This is a genomic window from Armatimonadota bacterium, from assembly GCA_039679645.1.
Taxonomy (GTDB): Bacteria; Armatimonadota; UBA5829; order UBA5829; family UBA5829; genus UBA5829.
The window spans coordinates 16,541-41,182 of sequence record JBDKUO010000013.1 but is presented as its reverse complement, the minus strand read 5'-3'; the positions used below and the strand labels follow the sequence as shown (position 1 = coordinate 41,182).

Genomic DNA, 24,642 nt, shown 5'->3' with positions numbered 1-24,642 from the left:
GCTTACTTCATCAACACATCCTTTTCCTTCTGCTCAATTGATACAGGTGCAACTTCATCCAGATCACCTTCCCACAAATACTTTCGCGTTTCAGCCACAACCACACCGCTCAGCAGCAGGAGCGAGAGCAGATTGGGAAGGGCCATCAGGGCATTTGCCGCATCCGCGAACCCCCAGACAAGAGTCGGCGTAGATACGGAGCCGAACATAACCAGGCCGACCCAAATTATTCGATACGGCAAAATCGCTTTTCGACCGACCAGATATTCCAGTGCCTTCTCGCCATAGTATGACCAGCCCAGTATCGTTGAGAACACAAATGTCGCAAGGGCTATAGTGAGCACAATCGGTCCCAAACTGTGGACAGTGCCGAACGCCGCTTCCGTGAGAGCGCCTGCGCCTCCATCGAAATGCATTTTCCAGACGCCGGTGTTTACGAGCACCAGACCTGTGATAGCGCATACCACGACCGTATCCCAGAACGTGCCGGTAGATGAAACCAGCGCCTGCCGGACGGGGTTTTTCGTCTGGGCCGCAGCCGCTACTATTGGCGCCGAGCCAAGTCCGGATTCATTTGAGAAGAGTCCTCTGGCGACTCCCCACCTTGCTGCAATCATTATTGTGGCCCCAAGAAACCCGCCGACAGCCGCCTGCCCGGTAAATGCCGATTTAAAAATCAGCGCGAGGGTGTGTGGTATCTGCGAAGCTCCCGTTGCCAGAATAATCAGACTGCCTACTATATAAAAGATCGCCATAAATGGTACCAGAGCCGAGCAAACATTTGCGATGGACTTTATACCGCCGAGGATCACAATAGCGGTAAGCACAGTCATTACTATCCCCGAGACCCAATATGGTGCGCCGAAAGCGCTGTGAGCGCGCTGCGCAAGCGCATTTGCCTGAACAATATTGCCTATCCCAAACGCCGCAATTGCCGTGAACACGGCAAAAAGCACACCTGCCCATTTCATCTTGAGTCCGCGTTCCAGGGCATACATCGGCCCGCCGAGCATATGGCCGTCTGATGTATGCACCCTGAATTTTACAGCCAGCAGAGCCTCGCTGTATTTGGTAGCGATCCCCAGCACGCCGGTCAGCCAGCACCAGAACACGGCTCCCGGCCCGCCTGCAGCAACTGCTGCAGCCACGCCTATGATATTGCCCGTGCCGATTGTGGCAGCCAGCGCGGTCATCAACGCTCCGAACTGGCTGACGTCACCCTCACCCTCCTTCGATCTGCCGAAAGACAGCTTGATGGCCAGCGGAATATATCGCTGAATCCCACGCAGCCTGATCGTAAGAAACAAATGCGTGCCCAGCAACAGGACCAGCATAGGCGGTCCCCAGAGGTAATTGTCGTTCAGGTAACATATAAAGCATTCGACTGATTTCATATAGCCCCCGCGCTTGTGATTTGCCATAAGGCGACAAAACATTATACAATATCGAATGAACCCGGTATTACACCGGGTGATCGCGGTATGTGAGAGTTAGCTCAAAACACAAATCTCACAACCAAAAACTGCATTATAAGGTGATTTCCATTGAAGATCTGCTGCTGTATTAAGCAAGTGCCCGGCACCACCGAGGTTAAGATCAACCCGGAGACCAACACCCTCGTGCGCGAAGGCGTTGAAACCCAGATCAACCCGTTTGACCTCTATGCCCTCGAAGAAGCCGTGCGTGTTAAAGAAAAAATGACTGCCGCGGGCGATGCGTCCACGGTGACAGTTATCTCGATGGGTCCTCCCCAGGCTGAGGATGCTCTGCGCGAGGCGATTTCGCTTGGAGCGGACGATGCCGTGCTGCTCTGCGACCGAGCGGTTGCCGGTTCGGACACATGGTGCACGTCGTTCGCGCTCGCTATGGCCGTGAAGAAACTTGCGCCGGATATGGTTTTCTGCGGAATGCAGGCCATCGACGGCGACACCGGTCAGGTCGGACCGGGGATAGCGGTGCATGCAAATTATGCCCAGGTAGCGTATGTCGCCCAGATCCAGGAGATAGACTCCAAAAAGATGAAAGTCAAGCGACTGATCGAAGAAGGCTATGAAGTCTGCGAGGTCAAGCTCCCGGCTGTGCTCACGGTCGTGAAAGAAATTAACGAGCCTAGAACCCCCAGCCTGCGCGGCAAGATGGCCGCCAAAAAGGCCGAAATCACCAAATGGGGCGCTGCTGATATAAATGCTCCGGCTGATAAAGTCGGTCTGCAGGGCTCGCCTACGCAGGTCGTTAAGATCATGACCCCGCCGTGCAGAGGCGGCGGCGAAACATATGAGGGCGAGAGCGCCGAACTCGCCGATAAGCTTTATGATGTGCTTAAGTGCATGGAGGTAGTGTGAGATGTCCATTTCAGTTGATGCGTCCAAATGTAACGGCTGCTCGCTGTGTGCGAAGAGCTGTGGAACTAATGCGATAGAGGTAAAGGACAAGCTCGCTACCATTACCATAGAAAGTTGCACTATGTGCGGCGCGTGCGTCTCGACCTGCCGGTTTAAAGCCATCTCTATCGATATAGAGAAGCAGGCTACCGAGGACCTCTCCAAGTATAAGGGAGTGTGGGTCTTCGGTGAGCAGCGAGACGGCAAAGTGGCCCCGGTTGTCTTCGAGCTTATAAATATAGGCCGCACACTCGCCGATGCCCGCAAGACCGAACTGGCCGTAGTGATCCTCGGAAACAACATTTCAGAGGCCGTAGAAGACCTCGCGAGCTACCCTGTGGACAAAGTCTACGTATATGAAGCTCCCGAGCTTGAAAACTACGATGCCGAGCGCTACTGCCGGGTGCTTACAGACGTAACCCGCGAGCTAAAGCCCGAGATTTTCCTTGCAGGCGCGACCACAACAGGCCGCAGCTTCATGTCCGGCGTGGCGATCAATCTATACACCGGCCTGACCGCAGACTGCACCGGTCTCGAAATCGGCGAAGATGGTCTGCTGCACCAGACGCGACCCGCATACGGTGGAAATATCATGGCTACGATCCTGTGCCCTTATACCAGGCCGCAGATGAGCACCGTCCGGCACAAAGTCTTTCCTACAAGCGCAAAGCGCACATCCGGCAAGGCTGAGATAGTAAACCTTGCTCCCAAGTCGAACCTGTTCAACTCCAGAAGCAAGGTGCTCGACTTCATCGAGAGCGTGGGCGAGAAGGTCAATCTCGTGGACGCCGATATCATCATCTCCGGCGGACGCGGGCTCGGCTGCCCGGAGAACTTCCAGATACTGCGCGAGCTTGCTGATGAGATAGGCGCAGCAGTGGGATCAAGCCGCGCGGCAGTCGATGCCGGCTGGATACCGTATGCGCACCAGGTCGGCCAGACGGGCAAGACTGTCTGCCCCAAGGTCTACATTGCCTGCGGGATCAGCGGCGCTGTGCAGCACCAGGTCGGCATGAAAAGTTCCGACACCATCATCGCCATAAACAAAGACCCCAATGCCCCGATCTTCTCGATTGCGGACTACGGCTTTGTAGGCGACGTGCTCGAAATACTGCCTCTGCTCACTAAAAAGATCAAGCAGATGAGAGGCGCGCCTGCTGCTTGCAAGGTGTGATGGTTTGATAGTTAGATAGTTACACTTTCCGGGTGGCGATTTCCGAATCGTCACCCAAAATCGAGGTCATTATGCAGCCTTCGAGCAAAGTATTGAGCGAACTGGTTGATAGGATAGTTGCTGTAACACAGCCTATCCGGATACTTTTGTTCGGGTCCGGCGCACGCGGCGAGATGAAACCGGATAGTGACCTTGACGTCCTCATTGTGGTCCCGGAAGGCCAAAACACAAACTCGATTGCCCGCCTCATATATCGCAACCTGATCGGCTTTGATCTCCCAGTCGATCTGGTAGTAACCACGGAATCTGACTTGAATCGTTATGGTCAGAATGTCAGCCTCGTTTATCGCAGCGCTCTTCGCGATGGGAGACAGATCTATGCCGCATAACCCTATTGAACCCGGCAGCGCAAAGGATTGGCTCCGGCATGCAGCCAGCGATCTTGCGGTCGCGTCCGAGGCAAATATTCAAGGGGTTTTGCCGCAGACTCTCTGCTTTCATGCTCAGCAGGCAGTCGAAAAGAGCCTGAAAGCAGTGCTTGTGCATCTTGGATGTGAATACCCACTGACACATGTTATTGCCCGGCTGATTACTCTCATAAAGCAGCAAGGCATTGATTGGCCTGACGAGCTAGACGCAGCAGCCGATTTGACAATATATGCTGTTCAGCTTCGATACCCCGGGGCAAATCCAGAGATTGCTCAAGAAGAGTATGATGAGGCTGTTGATATTGCAAAATGTGTGATGGAGTGGGCCGGGCATATTGTTGATTCTGCCTAATGAGTATAGTCGGATAGTCTAGTGATTACCAAGTATGGCTGGGGAGGTCTACCATGACACCTTTTACACCGCCTGAATACAATAAGGATGCTTTTAACTGCCCGTTTTGTGGAGCATATGCAAAACAAAACTGGGCAGATGTCCATGGCCATAATACATGGAAGGAAGACATAAGGTTTTCAAATTGCAGCCATTGCTATATGGATACAATATGGCGATGCATCAATGGTAATTGGCAGACGATAGATCCATTCTGTGGAACAGCTCCTCTGCCGAACAGCGATCTTCCGCCTGATATACTGGCTGATTATGAAGAAGCCCGCTCAATTGCCGGAATATCCCCGAGAAGCGCTGCAGCCTTGCTTCGCCTCGCAATAGAAAAGCTCTGCAAACACTTAGGCGAGAATGGAACAAGCATAAATGAAGACATAAAGAACCTTGTAAATAAAGGTCTGCCCGAACAAGTGCAAAAGGCGCTTGATATAGTGAGAGTTGTTGGAAACAACGCGGTCCATCCTGGAAAGCTGGACCTATTGGACGACTCCGAAACAGTAAGCAAACTATTCGGCCTTGTAAATCTGATTGCCGAAATTATGATAGCTCAGCCGAAACATATTAATGAACTGTATGATGGCCTTCCCGACAAAGAATTGGAAAAGATAGCTAAGAGAGACAAAACCCATTAGAGGATTAGGCGTTTACTATCAGTGTCATGGTAAAATACCCACAGCGAACGAGTCATGGAGGCGTAGCAATAATGAAATGGCGAGTAGTGCTTGAACAAGACACCGAGACCGGCGACTGGGCGGTTTGGTGCCCGGAACTGCCTGGATGCGTTTCGGCAGGGACAACACAGGAAGAAGCCCTGGTGAATATCCGCGAGGCCATTGCCCTTTATCTTCAGCAGGACCCAATCGAGGTCTCTTCGGAAGCGATAATTACTGAGATAGCAGCCTAATGGGAGAACGCATACGCAGAATTAAATGCCGTGACGTTGAAGAGATTCTTCATCGTTATGGATTTGAGCTTGTCTCTCAGCAAGGCAGCCACCGTAAATGGCGTAATTCGGAGCGTAAAGTACAGGTTATCGTGCCTGAGCACGCTGGTCGTGACTTACCATTGGGAACACTGCGCAATATTTTCATTAATGCCGGGATACCTGAAAAAGAGTGGAAAGTGTAAATATCTGTAAGGTCTTTGTTGAATGATAAGGACATGACCAAGAAGCTCTTAACTCCATTTGTTCTCTTAATTGGTCTGATTGCCATAACATGTATTTCCTATACATGGGAATGGACTCGTTACCGCTGTCCATATTGCGGAGCAGTCGAATCACGCACGAAAATCGCATCATTCAACTTACCGGTCAAAACGCAAGAAGGACCTCTGGCTGCCTATTGGAAAAAGCATGTCGATCCGCATCATGTTCATCACTGGGTCAGCCTGTGCAAAAGCAATATCGGCATACATAGAGACTACTCTGCAAATTTCCAGACCCGTTGGTATGTGCCTGACGAGGCAATGATCGCTGTGCTAAAGTGCCTGTCCAGTAGCGAAGAGAGGAAAAAGTATGCACAATCTTTATGGATGTTGGAATCGCAAGGGAGCGAAGACCAGCACCAGTGGGCGCATAAGGTGTTTCGTACAATCGGACACTCGTATCGGGAGAATCCAGGCCGCACCGACTGGCCCAAGATTTTGAAAGCACTCGGGCGATGGCCTAAATCGCAGTAACCCCCTTGAACCCTCAATATCTTATTTCAAGCACAAAACCCATTGCCCCAAACACCTACAAATGGTAGAATCTGTACATATTCACTGCAAACAAAACATGGTGATCAATGACGCAGATCAAAAGCATACTGGCCACCGACTGTGGCAGCACAACAACCAAAGCAATTTTAATTGAAAAACAGGGTGATGAGTATCGGCTTGTAGTGAGAGGTGAAGCGCCTACTACTGTCGAGGCTCCTTTTGATGATGTAACCGTGGGTGTAGTAAACGCCGTCAGAGAGGTAGAGGAGCTTGCGGGCAAGCGTATTCTGGATGGAAGCAGCCATATCATAACGCCGACCCAGGATGACGGCTCGGGTGTAGACATATATCTATCAACTTCCAGCGCGGGCGGCGGGCTGCAGATGACCGTCGCGGGCGTGGTCAAGGCTATGAGCGCGGAGAGTGCGGAGCGTGCAGCGCTCGGCGCGGGCGCGATTATTATAGATGTTATAGCAGTAGACGACGGCCGCAAGGACTTTGAAAAGGTCAAGCGCATCAGGGAGCTTCGACCTGATATGATTTTGATGAGCGGCGGCACAGACGGCGGCACGGTGAAGCACCTCGTCGAACTATCAGAGATGCTCGTATCCGCAGACCCCCGACCCAGACTCGGGATCGGTATGAACATACCGGTCATCTACGCGGGTAACAAGGACGCGCGCGAGCCTGTCGCAGAGGTGCTCGATAAGAGAGTAGACCTGCGCGTGGTCGATAACCTGCGCCCCTCGCTCGACCGTGAAAATCTCGACCCCGCGCGCGAAGCCATTCACGAGCTCTTCCTTCAGCACGTTATGCAGCAGGCCCCGGGTTACAGCAAGCTCAGTGACTGGGTCAGCTCGGGAATCATGTCCACCCCTAACGCAGTGGGCAAGATCATTCAGACAGTAGCCGAACAGTTAGACATCAACGTGCTGGCAGCCGATATAGGCGGAGCGACTACAGATGTCTTCTCAGTCTTCGGCGGAATATACAACCGCACAGTAAGTGCAAACCTGGGTATGAGCTATTCGATCTGTAACGTGCTTGCCGAGGCGAAGACTACCGGCATCGGCAGATGGGTGCCGTTTGATTTTGATGAAGCCCGCCTTAGAAACAGCCTTAGAAACAAGATGATCCGCCCGACCACCATCCCTCAGACTCTACGCGATCTGCGCATAGAGCAGGCGGTCTCACGAGAGGCGCTGCGGCTCGCTTTCGAGCACCACAAGACGCTTGCTCGATCCCTTAAGGGTGTGCAGAGTGTGCGGACCATGGCAGACAGTATCGATCAGCAGGAAACCGGCCAGACGCTGGTCAACATGATGAGCCTGGATATGATTATAGGCAGCGGCGGCGTGTTGAGCCATGCCCCCAGGCGCGTAGAGGCCGCATATATGATGCTAGACGCCTACCAGCCCGAGGGTGTCACTATGCTGGCCGTGGACTCGATATTTATGATGCCTCAGCTCGGAGTTTTGTCCGTCGTTCACCCCGAAGCGGCTGCGCAAGTGTTCGAGCGCGACTGCCTTATCAAGCTCGGACATGTGATAGCGCCCATAGGCAGGATCAAGCATGGTGAGAGCGCATGCAGCGTTACAATAGGCGATAAGACCCATGAAGTCGCCTTCGGTTCTCTCAAGCTTGTGCCGATCCCGGCAGGCGAAAGCGTGGATGCCGTAATAAAGCCCGCGCGAAAGCTCGATGTCGGCGAGGGCAGAGGAAAAGAGAAAAATTGCAAGATCGAGGGCGGAGTGGTCGGTCTCATTATAGACTGCCGGGGCCGCCCGATGGCTCTGCCTGAGGATCCGTCTGCAAGAATCGCGAAGCTGATTGAATGGCATAAAGCTCTAGGGATGGAGGCTGAATAAATATGGGAACAGCATATACTCCCGGGCTTAAGATCAGCTCGGGCACAATAATAAACAAAACTCGCAGGCTGCCGCTGAAGGGCCAGGTCATGGTTAGCGTGGGCGATAGAGTTGACTCCGGCACTGTGGTCGCGCGCACTGAGATTCCAGGCGTGATGCAGACGGTCAGGGTCGCCGAGATACTCGGCCTTGAGCCGCCGGACGCCCTTGCCGCTCTCAATGTAAAGCAGGGCGACAAGGTGGAGGCCGGGCAGGTCATAGCCATGACAAAGTCGTTTTTCGGCCTGTTTAAGAGTGAATGCAAGTCTCCGTTTAACGGCACGGTCGAGCTGATTACAAGTGCCACTGGGCATGTCGGCGTGCGTCTCAAACCACTGCCGGTGGAAGTCGATGCCTACATAAAAGGGACGATCTCGGAAGTGATCCCCGACGAAGGAGTAGTTGTTCAGACATACGGCGCCCTGGTTCAGGGTATATTCGGTGTTGGGGGCGAGCGGACAGGTAAAATAGTGGTTCCGTCACACTCTATCTCAGATGCGCTCACCGAGGATATGATAAATGAGAGTCACGCCGGTCAGGTGCTGATCGGTGGGGCAGGCGTGACAATAGGCGCGCTCAAAAAAGCGGCGAGTATCGGTGTAAACGGGATAGTCGTGGGCGCTATAGTCGATACGGACCTGATCGATTACCTCGGCCATGACATTGGCGTTGCGATTACCGGTCAGGAAGATATCGCAACCACCCTGATACTCACCGAAGGCTTCGGTTCGATTCAGATGGCCGAAAGAACATATAAACTCTTGAAGTCTCTCGAAGGACGCACAGTCTCCATTAACGGCGCGACACAGATAAGAGCCGGAGTTATACGGCCCGAAGTGGTTGCGCCACTAGATGAGCCCTCGGAGCGTAGAGAGACCGAGTCCGGCAGCCAGACACTGGAGATCGGCAGCACGGTCCGAATCATTCGCGAGCCGTATTTCGGCGCGCTGGGTACAGTAACAAAACTGCCGCCGGAGCTGGTCGAAGTAGAATCGGGAGCAGTGGTGCGCGTTCTTGAAGCGGAACTTGGCGGCGGGAAAATCGTCTCAGTACCTAGAGCGAATGTTGAAATCATAGAGACGTAGTAAGGAGTTGCAATGGCGCTAAGCACGTTGTTTATTATAGCCATAACCACATCCAGGATGGTCTTTCCCGGTGTGCCCGCTTTTACGCCGACACCTGGTGTTGATGAGGCAAGCCCGGCTGTCAGAAGCATAAGCATGGAGCTTTACTCCAATAGCTCGGCAGCAGGCCCTGAAGCAAGTGTAACGCTTCCTGAAGGGCTCAAGCTTTCAAAGACAGCGCGAATGCAGGTCACTCCATTCACACAGCCGAGCCAGGCTCAAAGCGCGGATCAGATAACTGTAAAAACCTATTGGGGCTCATCCGAGACTGTTGGGACCGGCCAGCCGAGCATCAAACAGATGGCAACCACGGACGAGACCCGGCAGCCGGACTACAAAACTGCAGCTCTTTGGCCGGGCCGCGGCAAAGGTTTTGAAACTGGGCCCATAAGCGATGACGCTTCCGCCGTGGGAACCTATAAACTCACCACCAACTATACCGGCTCAACAGCCGTCACACTCGACGATGCGCAGAACTTCCTTGCGCCCATTGAGCTTGCCGACCCGGGCAAGGACATCGATATCGAAAAGTCGATCAAACTGGAATGGAAAGCCGTGCCCGGCGCCCTGGCATATTGGGTGGCCGCCTATGGCGGGAACGAAGAAGAGACCATCGCTTGGGCTGCCGGTTCCAAGTCCGGCGCGGACGTAAATATCGACACCGCCCTCTCTCATGACGAGATCACTAAAATGCTTGAGCAAAAAGCTCTGCTTGGGCCTGATGTAACATCGGTAACAATTCCCGCAGGAATATTCAAAGGTTCCACAGGGGTTATGTTTACTATAACCGCTATCGGTGCGGATAAGGTCCAGGAAAAAGACGGGGTCAAGACGCAGGTTATCGTGAGGTCGGCGGCGTGCGCACCGCTGTATTCTTCAAAATACGCCAAGCCGAAACAAAAATCTGAGGACAATCTGCCGGCTCCGCCTCAGAAATAGTCGAGAGCTGAGAGTGGAGAGTTAAGAGCCAGAAGTCACGTCAGTTAGCAGTTTGCTTTCTGTTTTGCCAGCCTTACCTTCATACCGTGCTCGGTGCGGCTGCCTTCGAGCTCGTCTACCAACTCGCGCATAATTGCCAGTCCCCTGCCATGCTCGTCGCATGAGCCGGCTGTGAGCATCGGAGAGGGTATCGACTCAGCCGGGCTCTCGTCTTCAACCTCCACAACCATACACTTGCCGGTGGCCTGGCACCTTACTACAACCACATCCACATCCGAGTCCGGGCTTCCGTGCGTAACCGAGTTGGTGACCGCCTCAGATACGGCGACCTCCATATCCGTCACCTCTTCGCATGAGAAGCCGACGGACTGGGCGAGACTGCGCACACCGCGTCTGACTATTGCAACGTAGCGGGTATCGGCAGGTATTTTGAACTCCAAAGACTTACATAAGCTCTCTTCCATATCCTTGCCTCGTTGTCGACTCCTAAGTAACATACGGCCTTGAACTTGTATTAACGAATACGCCTCGAATATACCGGTTTCTAGGCCAATACGTGCAATTTACTAAGCGTAAATTGCTTAGCGAGCAGGCAACTCATGCAACGATTGATACCCACTCAGCCGCTAGATGAAACGCATCTTTGAAAATACCCCCGGAGAGCAGCTTACCGCAGCCGGTCATTCCGAATGTGAGGAATGACAGTGATGGGCGCTTTGTGCCCGTTATGAATAGGTCGCATCCAACAAGAAGGAGATTGCGCCCCTTTGGGTCAACTTTACAGGGGAGCATTATTATGACTGATAAAGCTATTGGGTTCGTGCAAGAAATACCGGGAGGCATGGTCCTCGAGATCGGCAACGGCTGGATGCAGCGCAGGGTGCATGTTATATCCGGCAAGATCGGGACAACCAGCCTGGTCAATATGCTGAATGTCGAGGAATATCTGGAGGAGACTAAAGCCGAGTTTGAGATCACTATCTCCGGCGAAGGGCAGCTTGTAACCCTCGACTTTAAGGACTTTGAGTTTAAGGGCTGCGAAACACCCGACTGGAGCGACGAAATCAAGACTGTCGAGGTACGCCTGGAAGCCGAAGTTAACGATGTGCCTCTGGAAGTATCGGTCTTCTACGAAGCTAAAGCAGATGTAGACTTCATGCGAAAGTGGATCAAGGTGCACCCTTGCAAACTCGAAGGCTGGACTATTCGCTGCGTGACCATTGAGAACATGGGGTTCCGTGAGATGGTCGAGGGGGTCACCCCCCTGTCGCGTTACCCCAAGACGTATGCAGGCCATGAGGATAACGTCCATATCCAACCCGATGCTGTAAATACCGCCGAGCCTAATTTTTCATTTGCATTTGGAGATACCTCTCGTGCCGTGCTCAGTTACTGGGGATACGGCGAGGGTCTGTATTTCTTTACCGAGTCGCTCACCGGCGAGGAGTCGTTTCATCGTCCGACAGGGCTGGTGATGAAACATCACGATTGCGTACCGATCACCGAAGGTGTCACTACAGGTGCGGCGATAATCGGCGGATACGCAGGCCCGCCTGAGATCGGGTTTAAAAGATATAACCGGCACCTCACGGACAACTGGTGCGCGGTTAAGGGAAAGAGCATGCCGGTCGCATGGGACACATGGCTGGTGACGCGTGAAGGCAATTGTCCGATTCTGTCCAACTATGACCGCACTCTCCTGATCGACTACATCGACCTGATCAAACAGGCTGGCTTTTATGATGCGCTCCAGCTCGACCTGGGTTGGGAAGCCATTTGGCCGATGCGCGGGGATGCGGGCAAGTTCCCCAATGGCATTTCGGAGATAGCCAAGCGCGCAAGCGAAGTAGGCCTTGATATGGGCTACTGGATAAACCCGTTCACCTGCAGTTACTGGCGGTCTTCCGTTGAAGACGAACACCCGGAGTGGACGGTCCCTAATTCGACCTCCGGCAGATCAGGGGCGCTCTCACTGTGTGTGATGTCCGATTATTACGACTACGTGCGCGAGCGGTTCCTTGCGCTCGTTAATGAGATGAACACACGGACGGTCTGCTGGGACGGCAACGACTGGAACATACCGGTCTGCTCCTCTCGCAATCACGATCATAGAGATCAAAATGAGCTTGAGATCAAGTCTCGCAAGCGTTTAGCAGAAATCTGTGATGAGGCTCATAAATCTAGACCCGATCTTGTAATTTCGGCTTTCAGCCTGCCGGTAGATAACCACAGGCTCTGCGCACTCGACCAGGAGCAGATCGCCGACACCCATAGCTTTCCTACTGTGCAATCCGAGCTTGTCCAGCGGCAGCAGATGTATCAGATGACCTGGGAGCATCCGTTCCATGCGATCCGGGGAGGCTGGCACGGCGTTAACTGGCACGAAGCAGGTGAAGATAACCTCACCAAACGCCCGCTCCATGAACTCTTTCACGCCCAGATGAGCATGATAGCAATAGGCCTGGCTCAGGCGGGCGGCAGTATCGATCTGAAACAGGCTCGACCGGAATTTATGGAGTTCTTAGCTAAGCTCTTTGCCTTCAGAAAGCGTTTCGAGAGATATTTCGACACCTATCAGCATGTGCTCGGTTTCCCGGACGGCAAGAGCGTGGACGGTTCGGGCCATATCATCGATGGGACCGGTTTCATTGTGCTCATCAACCCAACCGAAGATGACCTTATGGTAAAAGTCCCGCTTGATGCTCCGGAACTGGAGCTTTCATCAGAGAAGAAGCATGCCCTCACAGACTGGAGCGATCTTACCTCCGGCCAGATTATCGGCTCGACCAAGCTCGATTCCGCCCCAGAGATAGAGTTGTCAGGGCTTCAAGTGAAATATATAGGCGTGAACCTGGACATCTAGCCAGCGTTTCTTTATACCTCTAAACATTTATATGCCTCCAGGAATCTTTCCTGGAGGCAAACAGAAAAATCCTCTTAAGGAAAATCCGCTCTCTCAAAAGATCAGGTTTAGCAAGTTTGCGGATGGGGTAGACCACATCAGTTACTCTGCATTATAAATTAGCAAATCCCGGAGAAGAGCAGATGAGAAAACTATGCGCAGTTACAGCGGCAATTGCGCTGCTGGGCTTGAGTATTGCCTGTAATGCTGATGTTTTTGGGCTTACAAACATGGAAACGGTTACAGTCGGCGATCCGGGCAATAACAGCGAGCTTTCCGGCGCAGGCGCAGGCGGATACGGTCCCGATAGAATCTGCGGATCAGTATCATATACCTACAACATCGGGAAATACGAAGTAACTGCCGCCCAGTATTGTGACTTTTTGAACCATAAGGCAAAGTCTGATCCATATGGCTTGTACAACACTGATATGTGGTCCTCTGATCGCGGCTGCAAAATTCAGCGCACAAGCGATTCGGACAGCTACAGCTATAGTGTAACTTCATACTGGGCAAACAGGCCGGTAAACTATGTAAGCTATTGGGATGCTTGTCGATTTGCCAACTGGCTGCACAACGGCCAGGGGGACGGCGATACCGAGACCGGCGCATATACGCTTAATGGCTACAACGGCAGTGACGGCCGCGACATTCTGCGCAACACTGACTGGAAATGGGCTGTGACCAATGAGGACGAGTGGTACAAGGCCGCTTATTATAAGGGTGGCGGGACGAACGCCGGTTACTGGGATTATCCGATGCAGAGCGATATCCCCACCATACCCAGTAACGATATCTCTGACCCTGATGGCGGCAACAACGCCAACTTCTATCAAAATGACTTCACCCTAGACAGCCCCTACTGGCGAACTGAAATTGGAGAGTTCGAGAACTCCGAGAGCGCTTACGGCACTTTCGACCAGGGTGGCAATGTATGCGAGTGGAATGAATCAATTTGTGCTTTTATCGAGGGCTGCGTTTATCGTGGTAGTCGCGGTAGTTCGTTTAGTTCCTATGACTACGCCCTGTGGGCATCGGAACGCGAACACATAAACCAGATTTCCGAATACAGTCACTTAGGTTTCCGTGTCTCCAATGTCTATACATCTCCTCAGGTTCCTGAACCGGCATCGGTCATATTGGGTGCTGGTGGTCTGATATCGCTTTTCGGGCTGAGAAGGCGTAAAGCATAGCCATTAACGGCGCTGGCGCAACTACGGCGTGAGTTCCGGCAGTAGGATGTCGGAACCCGGCCGCCTTCGGCTTCAAGGAGTTCTTTATTGTCCGAAGGAGAAAAAAGAAAAGAATTTTTCTCTATATTTTGAGAAAGAATTCTTATTACATTACATGTTCGGATCATTTCTGATCCCTTCAAGGTTCATTTTTGATCTCCATTCGGATCAAAATTGATCCCAACAGATTTTTCATTGGGACCATATTTGATCCCAATGGGCAGCTCGCTGCAGCACTTCTTTACGCCTCTTATGCATGCGACGGCTTAGTAAAGACGTTCCTCATCAAGACCGGGCGTTCACCTGCCGATACTATAATTGGTATCCCTTTAGTCATGATGCTGAAGGGAGCGCGTTCGTACGTATTAGGCAAACGGCATGCTCGGTCATCAAAAAAAGTCTGATTTCACAAACAGGGTAGGTCTCGACATCGGCAGCCACACTGTAAGCGGTGTCGAAGTGATTGAGCGCGGCTCCGAGACTGTAATCCGGTCGGCGGGCAGCGCCGCAATACCCGGCCTGCTATCAAAGCAGGACCTGCCCGAGCCTTCGGCCATAGTGGGTGCCGTGAAAAACCTTTGGGCATCCGCCAAGTTTGAATCTCGCAAAGTAGTGCTGGCTCTTGCCCCGCATGCCGTCTATATGAAGTGGCTCCACCTTGAGGCCGCAGACGAAGAGGAGTTGGAGCAGACCGCACAGAGCACAGCCGCCCGGGGAGCCCCTTTTGCCGCCGATGATGTGATTATTGACTACCGAGTGCTCTCACAGAAGAGCATGGGTTCGAGGAATGTGTATTTCACACTGCTGGTGGCTGCATCATCATCAATGGTGGACGAGATGCTCAACATCGCCGAAAGCTCCGGTCTGGAACCTGTGGCGGTGGATATCGGTGTTGCTGCAGCGGTAAGAAGCGCAAGTGCACGGGCGAAATCGTCAAGCCCTCTATGGAGCGGCCAGCCCAAAGCGCATGTCATCGTGGGCGCTCGAAGCACCACCATGGCCGTTATCCGCGGCGGAGCGCCTGAGTTTGCCCGCACCGTGCCCGTAGGCGGCAACGACTTCACAGAGCGCATAGCCGAACATGCACAGGTGAGCTGGGCAGAGGCTGAAAAGATAAAACTAACGCCGGGCGCGCACATTAGCGAGGATGGAACATTGGCTGTTTCGACAAGCAGCGGCGAGATAAGAGTGCATTGCGAGCAGGTTGTCGGCAGGCTTGCAAGAGAGATTCAAAGGTCACTGAGGTTTTTTACCAGCCAATACGCTGAGGGAAGTTATCTGGGCATGATAGGCGCGACCACTATGAGCGGCGGCGGCGCTCTGCTTAAAGGGCTTGGGCCATGTCTTCTGGAACAGGGGATCGAGATAAACGGCATAGTAAACCCGTTTACGGGCTTTTCTGTAGCAGATGAGGGAGGCGGCGTGAGCAATATCGGCGAAAGCGCCACTTTATATACCACCGCCATGGGCCTTACTACTGCTGACTATTGGGAGAAAAGGCCTTTGGAGGCTAACGTGGAGATGAAAGCGGCTGCTTGATTATGAGACCATTTAATCTGGCTGAGTCGAGGATTGTCGAGCGCGGCTATTGCCGGACGCATTTGAACCGCCATCTGCAGGCGATTGCGGTTTTTGTCGGCATAACGCTGTGCATCGCCGCGGCGTCTCAGGCCTGCCGCCAGACTATCCGCAACAGGGCCACACACGTCAAGTCTGAGCTGGCAGCGGTTCAGTCAAAATGTGTCGCGATCAAGCGATCTACCGCAGCGGTCGACTTCAGGCTCGGCCAGCGCGACTGGCAGAAACAGCTTGCCGGCGGAAGCGAGAAGTGTCTGGGCATGCTCGACACCATAATAGACTGCGTGCCCAAAGACGTATGGCTCAGCAGGATAGAAAACTCTCAAAAAGATGTGGAGCTGACCCTTGACGGCCAGGCCGGCTCGTTTGAATCTATGACTGAGTTTATAACCAGGCTGCGTGACAGTGCCGGTTTCAAAGACGTGCGGCTCACCAGCACAAAGATATCCGGCACGGGCGCGTCGCCATATGTAGACTTTTCGCTGGAACTGAAGCTCAAGACCAATATTTCACAAGCGGCGACAAGCGCCGGTAAGGTGCCCAGTGTCGGGGAGAATCATTAGTATGATCAGCGCAAAGTTCTACACACTCGAAAATGTGGACCGGGCAGGCAAAGCACGTATAGGCGCCGGAATTGTTGCGCTGATCATATGCGGCTATTTAATTGCAACCAGTGCGCTTAGCATGCGCGAGATATGGAGTGCGAACAAAGCTCTCCAAAAAGAAAAGAGCGCCGCGATAAGCACAAAGCGCGAGGCCGATAATAAGCACAAACGCGATGCATCGGAGCCTCTTGCGGGCATGGGAGGAGTGGAGTCGTTTGCGCTGACGTTTTCACAATGGGCAAAACTGGATGGAGCCAGCGTGGAGTCTATCGTCCCTGAAGGTCCGCCTGCTGCATCTCAGATCACTCTAGGAAACGTAAAGCTGGGAAACTGGAATGCAAGCAAAGTGCGCGTTCAGGGCAGTGGAGAGTTCACTTCGCTCACCTGCCTGCTCGACAGGCTCAAAAACCCTGGTATGCCGGTCCAGCTCGAATCTTTTTCAATCGAGACCTCCGACAGCCGCACAGGTAAAGTAAGCTTTAATCTGGTTTTGACCGTTTATGAAAAGGCAAACGCAAGCTGATGGCTTTTATCAAGACAGACCCCAGCCAAACAAAGACGGTGATAGCCCTTCTGGTTATGCTGGTTGCGGCTATTGGCGTCACGGCATTTCGAGTCTCGCATAAGGTTCCTCCGCCGCCGATAGCCCGGGCACAGACAAATGCTCCAATCGCGGGCAGAGCACAGGCGGTTGTTATGCCTAGTATCGAGTGCGAAACTTCGCGCAACCCGTTTGCACGCCCCGGATATGTCGCCTCTGCCAAGCAGGGTGAAAATATAGTGGACAGAAACTTATCAGGCAGATTTGCACCGGCAAATGTCAGGATCAGCCCATGGAGGCCGGGTGACGTTGAACTAGGAAATGAAAAGATTGCCCCCATAACGGTTGCGCCGCAGCATCCCGCCGCCGCGCAAGTTGAGGCAGCGAAAGAAACGCTGCCTGTATTTGAGCTGATGGCTACCATAAGCGGCCCAAAAGGCAGCAGCGCAGTGATTGAAATCGACCAGTCTCAGGCTCAAGTGGTCGATATAGGTGACAGAGTCGAAGGCGGGTTCAAAGTAGTCTCAATAGAGCCTGAACGGGTAACGCTTTCCGATGGCAAGGCTACGATTGTCGCCAAAAGATTGATGGGAAGCGCAAAGCCCAGCGGGGCTCAGAGAGTGGAGAGTGTGGGAAATGATGCTAAGTAAGAAAAGCATTTTAATAGCTACAGCAATTATAAGCCTGATGTTGATAAGGACATCATTTTGCCATGCGCAGAGTGTCGCTGCTAAACCGGGGGCGGAAGCCGGAGTTTATGACATCGACTCCAGCGGCACGGACATCAAATACGTGCTCGAAGCCCTTGCGCGCAGGTCCGGCGCAAATATAGTGGTCAGCCCGGATATTATGGGTGATGTTTCAGTGCACCTCAAGCAGATGACAATTGACTCGATACTCGATAATCTGGCCACAGTACACGGCTTTGCCTGGGAGAAGAGCGGCCAGACATATCTGGTCGCGGCCAAGGAGAAGTTCGTCAAACCAGCGCCCGCTCAGGCGCCTGCCCAACGGCAGACACTTCTCTGGCAGTGCAAACACAGCAAACCCGCCGATCTGGTCACGGTTGTAACCAAACTTTTGCCGAATGTAACTGCGGTCGAGGGACCGAATATGATCACGCCGACACTGGAGTCGTCCGATTCCGGCACAAGCACGTCAATGGGCAGCAGCACAGGCAGTTCATCAAGCTCGACAACATCGACCTCCGGCTCATCCTCATCGCAGAGTGTAAGGAGCAATTCCAATATGCTGGTGCTGATGGGAGAGCCCGGCGATATAGAGCAGGCAAAGGGCATACTTGCCCAGCTCGATATGCCGCGCAAGCAGGTAAATATTGACGTCTCCATTACCGAGATCGCTGAGACATCAGGTAAAGAGCTTGGGACAGAATGGGCGTGGAACGAGGTCGGGCTTACCGAAGATACCAGCACATCCGGTATCTGGTTCGGCAAGTTTTCCAAAGAAGCTACCAACATTACCGCCACAGTATCCGCATTGATCAAGAATGGAAGTGCCACTCTGCTGGCAAAGCCGAATATATCCGTTCTGGACAATGAATACGCAGAGATCCTTATCGGCGACAGGATTCTCTTCCCGAAACTTACCGGCTACAACGACAACGGCATCCCGATATATGACAAAGACGAAGAAAAGGTCGGCATTTATCTGCAGATAGCGCCCAAAATCGCGGGCGACTCCGAAATAGTGCTGACCGTCTACCCTCAGGTTAGCCTGGTCACGGGATATCTCAAGGATTACCCTCAGATCAGCACACGAGAGGCTAAGACCACCGTCTCAGTCAAAAACGGCTCTACCCTGGCAATAGGCGGGCTTTTGCAGGATAACGATATCAAAAACTACTCCAAAGTCCCGCTGCTGGGCGACCTGCCGATAATAGGCTCGGTCTTCCGGCATTCAAAGAAGACCAAGGAGCGCACTGAAATAGTGATTTTCCTTACACCAAAGATTGTGGAGGGGGTTTAAGCAGTTAGTTCTCTGTGTGTAAAAAACCGGTCTTCGGGGCATTCGCCCGCGAAGCATAAACGCGCAGGTTGATGTGACGGGAAGGCGCTCCCTTCCCTAACACCCAACACCTATATGGCAATAGACAATTCACTCACATCCGTCTTCATTGAGCAGGGCGTTATAACGGCGAAAGAAATGGACGCGGCGCTTGCGATGCGCACCGACGTTGCCGAGGATATAGGCGAGTTTTTGGTGCGGCTGCAGATGATCTCCGAGCGGGACCGCGTACGCTGCGTCGGCATTCAGCACGGCATTCAGTATGTCGAGCTTTCCGGCCCGGAGATGGATGCGGATGTCGCCAAGCTCATCCCACATACAATGGCTCTTCGATACAAGGCCGTCCCGGTCGAGCGCACGCAGGATGTCATAAAAGTAGCCATGGCCAACCCGCTGGACGTCCAGGCAATTGACGATATAGCCCAGATGACCGGCCTTGAGCCTATCCCTCTGATCGCAGTCGAGGATGATATACTCGAGGCTATCTTCCAGTGCTTCGGCGCAGCGGGAGATATCAGCGATATTATTGTAGAGGCTATTAAGGACGCCGATGCAGAAGTCAAAATCCGCGAGGACGAGCCCGAGGAGACCGACGCCAACGTTGCCGAGCTAAGAGACCTGGCGGGCGGCGCGCCTGTAGTAAGACTGGTGAACGCCATGATAGCCCGCGCAATAGCCGAAAGGGCCAGTGACATACACATTGAGCCAGAATCGGGACGCGTACGCGTGCGGCTTAGAGTCGATGGCATCTTGCATGAAGTGATGAACGTGCCCAAGGACTTGCAGTCACCGGTAATATCCCGTATTAAAGTAATGGCCGGGATGGATGTAGCCGAGCGCCGGGCACCGCAGGATGGCAGAATTACTCTAGTCGCCCGCCCGCAGGAGTATGATTTCAGAATCTCTACCTACCCGGCTGTTCACGGCGAAAATGTAGTAATCCGCGTGCTCGAAAAGAGCGCAGCGCAGATAACTCTCGATAAGCTGGGTCTGCAGCCGGATGTTGCTGAAGACTTCGCACGTATGACCAATGCGCCGTACGGCATGATCCTGGCATGCGGGCCGACAGGCGCAGGCAAAACGACCTCGCTTTATGCGGTTTTGAACACGATCAACTCACCCGAGAGGCACATAATCACTATCGAGGACCCGGTGGAGTATCAACTTACCGGAGTCGTACAGGCAAATGTGAACCGCAAGGCGGGCCTTACCTTCGCCACGGGCCTGAGGACCATGGTCAGGCAGGACCCGGACGTAATATTGGTCGGTGAAATACGCGACTCCGAGACAGCCGAGATTGCAGTAGAGGCTGCGCTTACGGGCCACCTTGTCCTTTCGACTCTGCACGCAAACGACTCATCCGGCGCAGCCGCCAGACTTATCGATATGGGTGTCGAGCCGTTTCTGGTGGCATCATCCGTGGTGGGTCTGCTCTCTCAAAGACTCGTGCGAACTATCTGCACCAGGTGCGCCACACCATTTGTCGTAAATGACGAACTACTGGCTCAGCTCAAACTGGAGATAAGCGCAGCCGAGCTTTCAGGCGCAATGAAAGGCGCAGGCTGCGAGCAGTGCGGCAGGACCGGCTACAAGGGGCGCGTCGGTATATACGAACTGCTTAGAATGGACGATGACATTCGATCCGCAATTATCGCGCGCAGCTCAGCCGCCGCAATCCGTCAAATCGCTATGAAAAAGGGTATGCGCACACTACGCGAAGACGCCCTGGAAAAAGTCAAAGCGGGTGTGACTACCATCGAAGAAGTTATGCGTGTAACAACCGAGTAAGGAGATAAGCTGAGGGTTTCACCCTCAGACTCCCACCAGAGGCTTTGCCTCTGGACTCCACAAGGAAACCAGGTTTCCTTGACCTTCTGCCCCGATGTTGGTTACCCCCGTACGGGGGTAACCAACTTCGAGATGGGGGTCCAGGGGCCACTCGGCTCCTGGCGGGATCAAAGGGCAGCGCCCTTTGTGGGGTTTGGGGCAAAGCCCCAACTTAACCGCTTATGCCGATCTATGCTTACAAAGCTATAACGCCTGCGGGCGGGGTTAAAAACAGCCGGGTTGAAGCGATGTCTGAGGCTCAGGCCAGATCGTCTCTGCGCAAGAAAGGCGAGCAGGTGCTTCAGATCAAGGCTGTCAACTCAGCCAATACTCAGAGTGTTGAGGCTGATGAGAGGCTCAAGAAAAGGTCTTCTCCGGAGGAAGTGGCAAGCGCAATCAGGCAGATAAGCATACTTACGCGCGCGGGTGTTCCTCTGGTCGAGGGTCTGCAGGGACTTACCGAGCAGGCTCGGTCGATAGCTCTTAAGGAGGCTATGGAAGATATTACACTCAACATCAGCCATGGCATGAACCTCAGCGATGCTTTTGCCAGACACCCCAAGCTTTTTCCGAACCTTGCGGTGGAGATGGCTAAAGTGGCTGAGGCCGGCGGCAATCTCTCTCAAGCTTTGGAGAGACTGGCCGATCACATGGAAAGCGGCGCAGAGATAGGCCGCAAGATCAAATCCGCTCTGGCATACCCGATAGTCGTTATGGCCATATCGGTGATTACTGTTATTGTGATGGTCACCTTCATTTTGCCCAGGTTCATGAAGCTTTTCGACCAGATGGGCGCAAAGCTGCCATGGACGACCAAGGCGCTGATGGATATCAGCCACATAACTACAACATACTGGTATATAATCGTGCCCGCTGTCGCCGGAGTTGTCTACGCCGTGCGCAGGTATGCATCCAGCCCTATCGGCAGGCGAAAACTGGATCAAATAGCACTTAAACTTCCCATTGCAGGCGATATTGTCACCAAAGTTATCTTAAACCGGGTACTCGCTTCAATGTCCACGTTACTTTCAAGTGGAGTTCCCATGGTAAAAACACTGGAGACATCGGCAGCGGCTGCCAATAATGAGATTGTGAAAGAGGCCCTTCTGCAAGCCAGAAAGGATGTTGCGGAAGGCAGCGCGACGTCACAGTCGCTCAGGACCACGGGGGTTTTTCCGCCTCTGGTCCTTCAGATGGTGGCAAGTGGAGAGAAAACAGGCGAACTGCCCGCTATGCTGGAGTATATCTGCTCCATGTATGCCCGGGAAACGGACGCCAAGGTCAAATCCCTCACCTCCGTTATTGAGCCGATTATGATTGTTGTGTTAGGTATGATAGTAGGTTTTATTGCAATGTCGGTCATAGTGCCGATCTATTCTCTGGTAGGTGGGGTCAAATAAACCTGGCTCGGCCGCATCACAAGGGGGTTTGTTGAAATGTATCATTTGTTAGAGAAGGTCAGGAAGGGCAGTCGAGGCTTCACTCTGGTCGAGCTGCTGGTCGTAGTGGTTGTGCTTGCGGTCTTGGCGGCTATTGTCCTGCCTAAGTTTATGGATTCAGGTAAGCGCAGCAAAGAGTCCGCGCAGAAGAGCGATCTCAAAATTATCAGAAACGCCGTACAGCTCTTCTATACCGATACCGGCTACTATCCGTCCACACTCAACGATCTGATAAGGGACGATGGAACCACGGCAAAGATATGGAACGGGACAGCCGAGGCGTCGTTGTCGACCACCACAGACTATCACGGCCCATATCTGCAGGAAGTGCCTAACGATCCTGTCAAGAATGTCGCATTCACATACGATCACTCCAACGGATCAGTTACTGCGCCGTAGAAACTGATATAGTCAGATGAACACTTATAAAAACGGCGGCTTTACACTCGTCGAGGTGCTGGCCGCCGTTTTGTTATTATCTATCGGACTGCTTGCCGTGCTCTCGGCAGGCAGCGCGGCACGGCAGACCCAGCAGCGCGCTATGCGTATGGCTATCGGACGTCTCGCTGCGCAAAGCGCTGTCGAGCGTCTGCGCAGCAATCAGAGTTATACCCTGCCCTCCTCTGACGTTACCGGCCTGCCGTCCGGCAACAAGATTTCCATTTCCGTATCGTCAGTCTCCGGCTCGCGCAGCGCCACAAAATTGACCTATGCATCGGTCACAGTTACCTGGCCGGAAGGCAGCGGCACCCAGAAGGTGTTCTATGAGACCTACATCAGCCCCAAATAAAAGCGCGCGCGGCTTTACTCTGGTCGAGCTTATGATAGCGGGAACCGTGGCAGCCATGATCATATCATGCATCTGCGAGGTCTATTACGCATCAGCGCGAGACTGGGAACGCCAGCAGGGCGCATCCGACGCGCTTATTGCCACTTCTAACTGCTGTGATCGCCTGGGTGGCTACATTACCCAATCGATGGGAGTGCAGGTATCCACGCGCTTTACCGCATATGACACTCTCGCGGTCAACTTACCGCTCGATAAAGCATACGGGGTCTATGTGCCGACCTGGACAAATGGGAAAACGCAAACACGCAGCGGGCAGTGGATAGTGTTCTATCTCTCCGATACAACCGGCAGCTACACTAAAAATGGTGATATATTATGGGCAGGTATACTTAATACGATGACTTCCACCGTGACCCCGGACGCATCGTGGAGTCTATATGCGATTGGCGGGCCCGGCAGAATAACACCGCTCAAATCCATTCGCTTTGATATAACCACAGGGGACGGCCTGACGCGTGTCATGGTCACTGCAGAGTCGATATATAAGATCAGAACAACACAAAAGAGCCTGAAGCAGACCGCAACATTCTGCCTGAGAAACTGATATGAAAGCGTCTTTATATAAATATAAAAGAAAGCGCGGAGCGGCTTACGTGCTGGCCCTTACCACGATGCTTGTGGGGATGACCCTCGGGCTGGCTATGTTGAGGTCATCAGGCAGCCAGTATATCGCTCAAGTCAGCCGACAAAAAAAGCAGGCAGCAGTCGATCTTGCTGAAGCAGGCGTGGACTACGCTTACTGGAAAGTACATTATCAGGGTGAGAAACTGCCCTACACTACGGATGTTACGACCACATCCGGCACGATCCATATCACTGCCACCGATGACGGCAACAGAGATGCTTCTATGATGCTTGTGACATCAACAGGCACATGCGGCAAATACAAACAAACCATCAAGCGTGTAGTGCAGGGTCTGCTGCCATATCATTATGCGCTGTGCGTAAATAAGAAGATTGATGACGCCGATCCTATAACCGACACAAATCCGGTAGGCGGAGTCCGCACAAATGATCTCGTCAAACTGGATAATGTCTATACAAACCTTAAAAATGGCGCTTGGGCAGCCAACACTATATCAACCAAGGGCAGTGTCTACCCACAGTATCCGAACAGTCCTGCTATTGCTTTTCCAGACATCGATCTCACCTCTTATGCTTCAATCGCTACCCTAACATACTCAGGCGACACATATCTGACGTTCCCGATTTTTGGTTTTTCGGGCGGCGTTATATATGTCAACGGCAAGGCCTATGTATCCGGATTGTACAGCGGAATGTGCACGGTAGTATCAACGGGTGAATTAACGGTTGTTGGAGCGCTCAAATATTCGGACGTGAACTCATACATTGCTTTAATGTCGCCCACTCGGGTCAAAGTGGACAATCTGTCAAACGAAGTAGATGCCCTAATGTACGCACACAAATCCGATAACACGGCGACGCTAGAAATCAGAGGTTATCCTCCTGTACTCGGCTCCGCGTCAGGTGACAATTTCGTATCCGAGCACGGCTTGACAGTTTATGGCGATTCCACAATCACCATTGATGTGATGAGGCGTCTTAAACTGCCGGGACTTTAA

The 24,642-nt window shown here is 53.0% G+C and carries 26 protein-coding genes; 24 read left to right on the top strand and 2 right to left on the bottom strand.

The window, feature by feature from the left end; translation table 11 throughout:
* Positions 1-2: 2 nt before the first annotated feature.
* Positions 3-1,394: a sodium:alanine symporter family protein gene (locus tag ABFD83_02730; GenBank protein ID MEN6355982.1), complete on the bottom strand. Its 1,392-nt coding sequence runs from the start codon at positions 1,392-1,394 to the stop codon at positions 3-5.
* A gap of 150 nt (positions 1,395-1,544) precedes the next feature.
* On the opposite strand from ABFD83_02730, the gene ABFD83_02725 reads away from it, so the two are divergent.
* The 11 genes from ABFD83_02725 (at position 1,545) to ABFD83_02675 (ending at position 10,060) form a co-directional block, all read left to right on the top strand.
* Positions 1,545-2,342: an electron transfer flavoprotein subunit beta/FixA family protein gene (locus ABFD83_02725; protein MEN6355981.1), complete on the top strand. Its 798-nt coding sequence runs from the start codon at positions 1,545-1,547 to the stop codon at positions 2,340-2,342.
* 1 nt (position 2,343) lies between these two features.
* On the top strand, positions 2,344-3,555 hold the full coding sequence (locus ABFD83_02720) for an electron transfer flavoprotein subunit alpha (protein ID MEN6355980.1): 1,212 nt from the start codon (positions 2,344-2,346) through the stop codon (positions 3,553-3,555).
* 71 nt (positions 3,556-3,626) lie between these two features.
* A complete protein-coding gene (locus tag ABFD83_02715; protein ID MEN6355979.1) occupies positions 3,627-3,944 on the top strand; it encodes a nucleotidyltransferase domain-containing protein in 318 nt (105 codons plus the stop codon).
* On the top strand, positions 3,934-4,335 hold the full coding sequence (locus tag ABFD83_02710) for a HEPN domain-containing protein (protein ID MEN6355978.1): 402 nt from the start codon (positions 3,934-3,936) through the stop codon (positions 4,333-4,335). Before ABFD83_02715 ends, ABFD83_02710 begins: the two co-directional genes overlap by 11 nt.
* A 53-nt stretch (positions 4,336-4,388) precedes the next feature.
* The gene (locus ABFD83_02705) at positions 4,389-5,021 is read left to right on the top strand and encodes a DUF4145 domain-containing protein (protein MEN6355977.1); all 633 of its coding nucleotides are present in this window, start codon (positions 4,389-4,391) and stop codon (positions 5,019-5,021) included.
* Positions 5,022-5,092: 71 nt separating this feature from the next.
* Positions 5,093-5,293, top strand: a complete 201-nt coding sequence (locus ABFD83_02700) for a type II toxin-antitoxin system HicB family antitoxin (GenBank protein ID MEN6355976.1) — start codon at positions 5,093-5,095, stop codon at positions 5,291-5,293.
* Entirely contained in the window at positions 5,293-5,517 is a 225-nt protein-coding gene (locus tag ABFD83_02695) for a type II toxin-antitoxin system HicA family toxin (GenBank protein MEN6355975.1), read from the top strand. Before ABFD83_02700 ends, ABFD83_02695 begins: the two co-directional genes overlap by 1 nt.
* An 18-nt stretch (positions 5,518-5,535) precedes the next feature.
* The gene (locus ABFD83_02690) at positions 5,536-6,069 is read left to right on the top strand and encodes a hypothetical protein (GenBank protein ID MEN6355974.1); all 534 of its coding nucleotides are present in this window, start codon (positions 5,536-5,538) and stop codon (positions 6,067-6,069) included.
* A 107-nt stretch (positions 6,070-6,176) separates the two neighbouring features.
* On the top strand, positions 6,177-7,958 hold the full coding sequence (locus ABFD83_02685) for a glutamate mutase L (GenBank protein MEN6355973.1): 1,782 nt from the start codon (positions 6,177-6,179) through the stop codon (positions 7,956-7,958).
* Between the two features lie 2 nt (positions 7,959-7,960).
* Entirely contained in the window at positions 7,961-9,082 is a 1,122-nt protein-coding gene (locus ABFD83_02680; GenBank protein ID MEN6355972.1) for a hypothetical protein, read from the top strand.
* Positions 9,083-9,094: 12 nt separating this feature from the next.
* Positions 9,095-10,060, top strand: a complete 966-nt coding sequence (locus ABFD83_02675) for a hypothetical protein (protein MEN6355971.1) — start codon at positions 9,095-9,097, stop codon at positions 10,058-10,060.
* Positions 10,061-10,104: 44 nt separating this feature from the next.
* On the opposite strand, the gene ABFD83_02670 is transcribed toward ABFD83_02675, so the two are convergent.
* The gene (locus tag ABFD83_02670) at positions 10,105-10,524 is read right to left on the bottom strand and encodes an ATP-binding protein (GenBank protein MEN6355970.1); all 420 of its coding nucleotides are present in this window, start codon (positions 10,522-10,524) and stop codon (positions 10,105-10,107) included.
* A 332-nt stretch (positions 10,525-10,856) separates the two neighbouring features.
* Between ABFD83_02670 and ABFD83_02665 the strand changes: the two genes are divergently transcribed.
* The 13 genes from ABFD83_02665 (at position 10,857) to ABFD83_02605 (ending at position 24,642) form a co-directional block, all read left to right on the top strand.
* Positions 10,857-12,923, top strand: a complete 2,067-nt coding sequence (locus ABFD83_02665; GenBank protein MEN6355969.1) for an alpha-galactosidase — start codon at positions 10,857-10,859, stop codon at positions 12,921-12,923.
* 182 nt (positions 12,924-13,105) lie between these two features.
* Positions 13,106-14,155, top strand: a complete 1,050-nt coding sequence (locus tag ABFD83_02660; GenBank protein MEN6355968.1) for an SUMF1/EgtB/PvdO family nonheme iron enzyme — start codon at positions 13,106-13,108, stop codon at positions 14,153-14,155.
* 417 nt (positions 14,156-14,572) lie between these two features.
* Entirely contained in the window at positions 14,573-15,733 is a 1,161-nt protein-coding gene (pilM, locus tag ABFD83_02655; GenBank protein MEN6355967.1) for a type IV pilus assembly protein PilM, read from the top strand.
* Between the two features lie 2 nt (positions 15,734-15,735).
* Positions 15,736-16,335, top strand: coding sequence for a PilN domain-containing protein (locus ABFD83_02650; GenBank protein ID MEN6355966.1), 600 nt, complete (start codon positions 15,736-15,738; stop codon positions 16,333-16,335).
* Between the two features lies 1 nt (position 16,336).
* Positions 16,337-16,900, top strand: a complete 564-nt coding sequence (locus tag ABFD83_02645; GenBank protein MEN6355965.1) for a hypothetical protein — start codon at positions 16,337-16,339, stop codon at positions 16,898-16,900.
* On the top strand, positions 16,900-17,568 hold the full coding sequence (locus ABFD83_02640) for a type II secretion system protein N (protein ID MEN6355964.1): 669 nt from the start codon (positions 16,900-16,902) through the stop codon (positions 17,566-17,568). The genes ABFD83_02645 and ABFD83_02640 overlap by 1 nt, the downstream gene beginning before the upstream one ends.
* A complete protein-coding gene (locus ABFD83_02635; protein MEN6355963.1) occupies positions 17,555-18,904 on the top strand; it encodes a hypothetical protein in 1,350 nt (449 codons plus the stop codon). The genes ABFD83_02640 and ABFD83_02635 overlap by 14 nt, the downstream gene beginning before the upstream one ends.
* A gap of 114 nt (positions 18,905-19,018) precedes the next feature.
* Positions 19,019-20,731: a GspE/PulE family protein gene (locus tag ABFD83_02630; GenBank protein MEN6355962.1), complete on the top strand. Its 1,713-nt coding sequence runs from the start codon at positions 19,019-19,021 to the stop codon at positions 20,729-20,731.
* 287 nt (positions 20,732-21,018) lie between these two features.
* A complete protein-coding gene (locus ABFD83_02625) occupies positions 21,019-22,170 on the top strand; it encodes a type II secretion system F family protein (protein ID MEN6355961.1) in 1,152 nt (383 codons plus the stop codon).
* Between the two features lie 36 nt (positions 22,171-22,206).
* Positions 22,207-22,608, top strand: a complete 402-nt coding sequence (locus tag ABFD83_02620; protein ID MEN6355960.1) for a type II secretion system protein GspG — start codon at positions 22,207-22,209, stop codon at positions 22,606-22,608.
* A 16-nt stretch (positions 22,609-22,624) separates the two neighbouring features.
* Positions 22,625-22,999, top strand: coding sequence for a prepilin-type N-terminal cleavage/methylation domain-containing protein (locus tag ABFD83_02615; protein ID MEN6355959.1), 375 nt, complete (start codon positions 22,625-22,627; stop codon positions 22,997-22,999).
* Positions 22,974-23,603: a prepilin-type N-terminal cleavage/methylation domain-containing protein gene (locus ABFD83_02610; GenBank protein ID MEN6355958.1), complete on the top strand. Its 630-nt coding sequence runs from the start codon at positions 22,974-22,976 to the stop codon at positions 23,601-23,603. The genes ABFD83_02615 and ABFD83_02610 overlap by 26 nt, the downstream gene beginning before the upstream one ends.
* A gap of 1 nt (position 23,604) precedes the next feature.
* Positions 23,605-24,642 carry a hypothetical protein gene (locus ABFD83_02605; protein ID MEN6355957.1) on the top strand — a complete coding sequence of 346 codons (1,038 nt, stop codon included), beginning with the start codon at positions 23,605-23,607 and terminating at the stop codon, positions 24,640-24,642.

Coding starts and splice junctions, on each gene's coding strand:
- ABFD83_02630 (MEN6355962.1), top strand. CDS start 19,019: ATGGCAATAGACAATTCACTCACATCCGTCTTCATTGAGCAGGGCGTT.
- ABFD83_02660 (MEN6355968.1), top strand. CDS start 13,106: ATGAGAAAACTATGCGCAGTTACAGCGGCAATTGCGCTGCTGGGCTTG.
- ABFD83_02730 (MEN6355982.1), bottom strand. CDS start 1,394: ATGAAATCAGTCGAATGCTTTATATGTTACCTGAACGACAATTACCTC.
- ABFD83_02635 (MEN6355963.1), top strand. CDS start 17,555: ATGATGCTAAGTAAGAAAAGCATTTTAATAGCTACAGCAATTATAAGC.
- ABFD83_02710 (MEN6355978.1), top strand. CDS start 3,934: ATGCCGCATAACCCTATTGAACCCGGCAGCGCAAAGGATTGGCTCCGG.
- ABFD83_02625 (MEN6355961.1), top strand. CDS start 21,019: ATGTCTGAGGCTCAGGCCAGATCGTCTCTGCGCAAGAAAGGCGAGCAG.
- ABFD83_02695 (MEN6355975.1), top strand. CDS start 5,293: ATGGGAGAACGCATACGCAGAATTAAATGCCGTGACGTTGAAGAGATT.
- ABFD83_02680 (MEN6355972.1), top strand. CDS start 7,961: ATGGGAACAGCATATACTCCCGGGCTTAAGATCAGCTCGGGCACAATA.
- ABFD83_02715 (MEN6355979.1), top strand. CDS start 3,627: ATGCAGCCTTCGAGCAAAGTATTGAGCGAACTGGTTGATAGGATAGTT.
- ABFD83_02670 (MEN6355970.1), bottom strand. CDS start 10,524: ATGGAAGAGAGCTTATGTAAGTCTTTGGAGTTCAAAATACCTGCCGAT.
- ABFD83_02705 (MEN6355977.1), top strand. CDS start 4,389: ATGACACCTTTTACACCGCCTGAATACAATAAGGATGCTTTTAACTGC.
- ABFD83_02620 (MEN6355960.1), top strand. CDS start 22,207: ATGTATCATTTGTTAGAGAAGGTCAGGAAGGGCAGTCGAGGCTTCACT.
- ABFD83_02720 (MEN6355980.1), top strand. CDS start 2,344: ATGTCCATTTCAGTTGATGCGTCCAAATGTAACGGCTGCTCGCTGTGT.
- ABFD83_02675 (MEN6355971.1), top strand. CDS start 9,095: ATGGCGCTAAGCACGTTGTTTATTATAGCCATAACCACATCCAGGATG.
- ABFD83_02645 (MEN6355965.1), top strand. CDS start 16,337: ATGATCAGCGCAAAGTTCTACACACTCGAAAATGTGGACCGGGCAGGC.
- ABFD83_02685 (MEN6355973.1), top strand. CDS start 6,177: ATGACGCAGATCAAAAGCATACTGGCCACCGACTGTGGCAGCACAACA.
- ABFD83_02650 (MEN6355966.1), top strand. CDS start 15,736: ATGAGACCATTTAATCTGGCTGAGTCGAGGATTGTCGAGCGCGGCTAT.
- ABFD83_02665 (MEN6355969.1), top strand. CDS start 10,857: ATGACTGATAAAGCTATTGGGTTCGTGCAAGAAATACCGGGAGGCATG.
- ABFD83_02640 (MEN6355964.1), top strand. CDS start 16,900: ATGGCTTTTATCAAGACAGACCCCAGCCAAACAAAGACGGTGATAGCC.
- pilM (MEN6355967.1), top strand. CDS start 14,573: ATGCTCGGTCATCAAAAAAAGTCTGATTTCACAAACAGGGTAGGTCTC.
- ABFD83_02610 (MEN6355958.1), top strand. CDS start 22,974: ATGAGACCTACATCAGCCCCAAATAAAAGCGCGCGCGGCTTTACTCTG.
- ABFD83_02700 (MEN6355976.1), top strand. CDS start 5,093: ATGAAATGGCGAGTAGTGCTTGAACAAGACACCGAGACCGGCGACTGG.
- ABFD83_02605 (MEN6355957.1), top strand. CDS start 23,605: ATGAAAGCGTCTTTATATAAATATAAAAGAAAGCGCGGAGCGGCTTAC.
- ABFD83_02615 (MEN6355959.1), top strand. CDS start 22,625: ATGAACACTTATAAAAACGGCGGCTTTACACTCGTCGAGGTGCTGGCC.